This is a genomic window from Oleiphilus sp. HI0125 (assembly GCF_001635355.1).
This window is the reverse complement of the sequence record NZ_LWGF01000729.1, coordinates 1-4,366: the sequence shown is the minus strand read 5'-3', so window position 1 is coordinate 4,366 and position 4,366 is coordinate 1. Positions and strand designations below refer to the sequence as shown.

5 protein-coding genes are annotated in these 4,366 nt (G+C 44.5%); all 5 read left to right on the top strand.

The window, feature by feature from the left end:
* Positions 1 to 132: 132 nt before the first annotated feature.
* The 5 genes from phnF (at position 133) to phnG (ending at position 4,260) form a co-directional block, all read left to right on the top strand.
* Positions 133 to 876: a phosphonate metabolism transcriptional regulator PhnF gene (gene phnF / locus A3762_RS10775; protein ID WP_068755424.1), complete on the top strand. Its 744-nt coding sequence runs from the start codon at positions 133 to 135 to the stop codon at positions 874 to 876.
* Positions 877 to 888: 12 nt separating this feature from the next.
* Positions 889 to 1,806: a phosphate/phosphite/phosphonate ABC transporter substrate-binding protein gene (locus A3762_RS10770; RefSeq protein ID WP_068482028.1), complete on the top strand. Its 918-nt coding sequence runs from the start codon at positions 889 to 891 to the stop codon at positions 1,804 to 1,806.
* Positions 1,807 to 1,888: 82 nt separating this feature from the next.
* Positions 1,889 to 2,671: a phosphonate ABC transporter ATP-binding protein gene (gene phnC, locus A3762_RS10765; RefSeq protein WP_068755422.1), complete on the top strand. Its 783-nt coding sequence runs from the start codon at positions 1,889 to 1,891 to the stop codon at positions 2,669 to 2,671.
* On the top strand, positions 2,671 to 3,663 hold the full coding sequence (phnE, locus tag A3762_RS10760; protein WP_068482030.1) for a phosphonate ABC transporter, permease protein PhnE: 993 nt from the start codon (positions 2,671 to 2,673) through the stop codon (positions 3,661 to 3,663). The genes phnC and phnE overlap by 1 nt, the downstream gene beginning before the upstream one ends.
* Before the next feature lie 69 nt (positions 3,664 to 3,732).
* A complete protein-coding gene (gene phnG, locus A3762_RS10755; RefSeq protein WP_068502217.1) occupies positions 3,733 to 4,260 on the top strand; it encodes a phosphonate C-P lyase system protein PhnG in 528 nt (175 codons plus the stop codon).
* Positions 4,261 to 4,366: the final 106 nt, after the last annotated feature.

Below are 4,366 nucleotides of genomic sequence, written 5' to 3'. Positions count from 1 at the left end.
AGTGCCCCGGGGACAGCACTGTGGTTCTTCCTTAAGCACACAAAAATAGATGTCATTTAAATGTCACGCGAAGGACACAGATTTGTAACAGCATAAAAATAACCTTAGAGAAAATTACATAGAGATGTCTAGATGTCTGTATATTCGATTAGTCGGGGTGAAGGTTCTGTCCCTGTTTATCGTCAAATTGCGCTTTGGTTGAAGAAAGAAATTTCCGACAATTATCAAGCTGGCGATGCGCTTCCTTCAGAAATTGCACTTGCAAAAAAACTGGGTGTTAACCGTCATACCTTGAGACGGGGGGTTGATGAGCTTGTTAGTGAAGGTTCCGTTGAGAGGCGTCATGGTGTAGGCGTTCTTGTGCTAGATATGGTACATAGCTATTCAATTAACTCCCAATCAAGATTTACTGAAGCTTTTGAAGCCTTAGGTTTTGAGACCAGAAGCGCGTTACTCGCTAAAAAAGTGATCATTGCCAATGACGTTCTCTCTGAAAAATTAGAGATAGAAGGTGGCTCTCATGTCATACATCTTGAAACCTTAAGGATTGTTGAGCAACAACCTTTCTGCTTAATAAGTCATTTCTTGCCACTCAACGCATTTCCAAGTGTTCTGGATACATTTGAAGGGGGTTCTCTTCATCGTTTTCTGAAGTCTAATTTTGGTACCGGTCTGGCTCGAAAAGAAAGCGTGGTCAGCGCCGCATTACCGACTTCTGGAGAAGCTGCTCAGCTTTTAATGCCGAAGGGCGAACCAATACTGAAATCAAAAAGTGTTAATGCCGATGTGATTGGCGGTCGACCGATCGAATATGCCATTACGCGATTTCGAGGTGGTGCTACCGAATTATCTTTAAATTTCGATCTCAAAAACTAAGAGGATATTACTATGAAAATCAGAAGCTTAATTGCAGCCGGTATGGCTTGCTTGACTGTGTCTAGTGCAGTGTTGGCGGAATTGCCAGATGGCTCAAAAGGCAATCCACTAAGAGTTTTAATGGTACCCGCGGATACTGGTACAAATGATATTACGCAGGACTATAAGCCAGTCTTTGATGGTATCACTAAGAATTACGGTATTCACTTTGACGTAAAAGCGGGCAATAGCTACGCCGCTGTTGTAGAGGGGATGTGTAACGACCAGGCTGACATTGCTTGGTTTGGTGCTTCTACCTATGGTGAAGCTTACAATCGTTGCGGTGTTGATTTACTCGCTGTTGACGTCAAGAAAGGTGACTCTTCGTACTACTCAGGTATTTTCGTTAAGAAAGGCAGTGGTATCAACGAAATATCTGACCTCAAAGGACATAGTGTTGCATTTGGAAGCACAAGTTCTACTTCATCATTCAACTTTCCGGTTGCCATGATTATCGCTGCTGGCATTGATCCAGTGAAGGATCTCGACAAAGTTATTGTGGCGGGCTCGCATTCTGCGTCATTAGCGGCACTCGCGGAAGGAAAAGTAGATGCAGCGGCTGCATCCTATAACTCGTTCGGTAAAGCAGTTAAGAAAGGTGCGATTGACCCGGATAAGTTTAAGCCTCTTGCGAAATCTCAACCTATTCCAAACCCACCCCTAGCGATGAATAAAGGATTGCCTGGCTCGCTAAAGGCAAAGCTTAAAGAAGCGTTTAACACCATCCATACCAAGATTGATTCAAGCAAAATTCGTGGCTACGGCGGTAAGAAAGTTGATCGTTACGACGCTGAATTTGATGAGCAAAAAATCTTTGATGCGCTTGCCAAATTAGGTGCAGTCACGAAGCAAGTAAAAGAAGAAATGATTGCCAAGGCGGGTCAACGCTAATTTGGTTTCTTGGTATAGGAGTGAGCGCTCATGGATAGAGCTCTCGCTATATACCGATAGCATTAAAAACGAGGTGTTAGATATGCTTGCATTTGATTCAGTCTGCCGTCGATTTAAAGACGGCACCGTTGCTGTGAAGGATGTATCTCTTAACATTCCCCAAGGAGAGTTCTGCGTATTGTTGGGTCCTTCAGGCGCAGGGAAATCGACATTGATGAATATGATCAATGGTGTCGTAGAACCAACATCAGGCAAGGTGCATTTTGATGGCGAACCGATCACTCGCAGTAACCTGCGACAATTTCAGAGACATGTTGGCATGATCCATCAACAGTTGCATTTAATACCTCGACTATCGGTCCTACATAACGTCTTAAGTGGCTTGTTGCCAGACAAGAGTCTTTTACGCAGCTTATTGAAGTCCTTTCCTAAAGAAGATCAGTTGAAAGCTTTTGAGTTGCTCAATGAAGTAGGTTTGGAACAGAAGCACTTGATGCGCAGAGCTTCGGAGCTTTCTGGAGGTCAACAGCAACGTGTTGCGATAGCCAGAGCATTTGTTTCCAGCCCGAAAGTGGTATTAGCAGATGAACCTGTTGCCAGTTTAGATCCTGCGATGAGTCGTAGTGTTTTAAATAGCTTAAAAGCTGCTGCCAAGCATCACGGTGCGACTGTCGTTTGTACCTTACATCAGTTGGATTATGCCTTGGAGTTTGCCGATCGAATTGTCGCGTTGCGTGCCGGTGAGGTGTTTTTTGATGGCTCGCCTGCTGAATTAGACAACCAAACACAACGAGCGATCTATGCCTTTACTCAAACGGAAGGGCAGGAGAAAAGCGAGCTTGCACTTGAAGAGGTAGCCGCCTGATGCAATCAAAGCAACGCCAATGGCAAGAGTGGCCCTTGCATCAAGCCGTTACGCCAAAACGTATATTTATTGTTTTCGTCGCTTTCGTGATCTTGTCTTTGTCGGCACACAATACCGAAATGGACAAAGCGGCAGTCGAAACTTCAAAAGCCATTGCATCAGCTATAGGCATCGGTGATTCGCAAGTACTAGACGGCGCTGTTCGTTTTGCCAGTAAAGCATTTCCGGTTCAAATTTCTGAAAGAACAGAAATCTCGAGAATCGATGAGTTTGATAAGGATAATCTTCCATGGTTTGCCTATACAGAAAAAGGTGAATTGAGAGAATATGACGCATTAGAAGATACATGGACGGTCGAGGAAACCGAGTTTCTGGTTGAACCAATCGGTTATTTACAGAAAGTGCTTTTCAAAATGTGGGAAACCATCGAAATGGGTTTTTGGGGCACCCTGATCTCAATTATGATCTCCCTTCCTTTGGGGGTTCTCGCAGCGAAAAACTATGCCCCTCACCGTATTTTCTACACCATTGCCCGTTTCTGGCTTAGTTTCCATCGAGCAATGCCAGAGCTAATTATCGCGCTGTTTCTCGTGCTGATGTACGGCTTTGGCCCTATCGCTGGTGTATTAGCCTTGGCTATTCATACAAGCGGTGTCTTGGGTAAGTTTTTTGCCGATGAAATTGAGAATGCACCCACGGGGCCTCAGCTAGCGCTCAAATCAGCGGGTAGCGGAAGCCTTAAAGTACTGCGTTACGCTGTGTTTCCTCATGTTCTGCCAGCTTGGATTGCGTATGTTCAGTATATCTTTGAACGAAATATTCGAACGGCAACAGTGCTTGGCATCGTCGGCGCCGGAGGTATTGGAATGGAATTAAAAGGTCGTTGGGATTTGTTTGATTACGACCATGTATCGACCATTCTTTTGGTCATTTTTATCACCGTTTTAATATTGGAATATGGCTCGCAAAAGCTGCGTAAAAAGACATTGTAGTTGGGCCTAACAACGAGCAAAAGCTTTCTTTTGCCTGGTGTTGTCTAGATATCTAGAAGAGAAATGCAAATGAGAAAGAACTTAGAACTGCCTAGATCAGAATGGATTAAAGCTTTAAGCAGGATTAAACGATCTGACTTAGTCGAGCAAGTCCAGGGTCTTGCAAAGGACTGGTTAATTAAACCGGTCAGTCCTCCTCAGTCAGGTTTAGGGGCATTGAAACTGAAAGAAAGCACATTATCTGAAGCCTTCTTTCTTGGCGAGTTTCCGCTATCAAGCGTATGGATAGAAATCACGACTCAGTCAGGTCAAGTTGTACAGGGGGCCGCCAACGTAATGCATGATGATATTGAATACGCAGAAACGCTGGCTATTTGTGATGCGGTTTTGGCGGAGGAGCTAGTCGGATTTGATCTCGTTGCTGCTTTGCTCGATGAAGGGCAGCGTCTGTTCGAAGAAAGGGAGTCAGCTCGTAGAAAAATCTTGTCGAGTACGCGCGTTGACTTTTCGCTTCTTGAAGATGCTTTAGATACTAATGACGAACCAGGCTATCAAGCTTCTGATAGGAAGGAGGAAGCATCCAATGTTGCAAGTTGATTCCTTGTGGCTGCCTCAATTACAGCAGCAACAATATCGCGAGTTACTTAATGCCATGTCTCGACCAGGGCAGCAAAACACGCTTCTTTACGGAAGGTCTTCTGAG

Excerpts from the sequence above, each read along its gene's own strand:
- phnC (WP_068755422.1), top strand. The coding sequence starts at position 1,889 with ATGCTTGCATTTGATTCAGTCTGCCGTCGATTTAAAGACGGCACCGTT.
- phnG (WP_068502217.1), top strand. The coding sequence starts at position 3,733 with ATGAGAAAGAACTTAGAACTGCCTAGATCAGAATGGATTAAAGCTTTA.
- phnE (WP_068482030.1), top strand. The coding sequence starts at position 2,671 with ATGCAATCAAAGCAACGCCAATGGCAAGAGTGGCCCTTGCATCAAGCC.
- phnF (WP_068755424.1), top strand. The coding sequence starts at position 133 with ATGTCTGTATATTCGATTAGTCGGGGTGAAGGTTCTGTCCCTGTTTAT.
- A3762_RS10770 (WP_068482028.1), top strand. The coding sequence starts at position 889 with ATGAAAATCAGAAGCTTAATTGCAGCCGGTATGGCTTGCTTGACTGTG.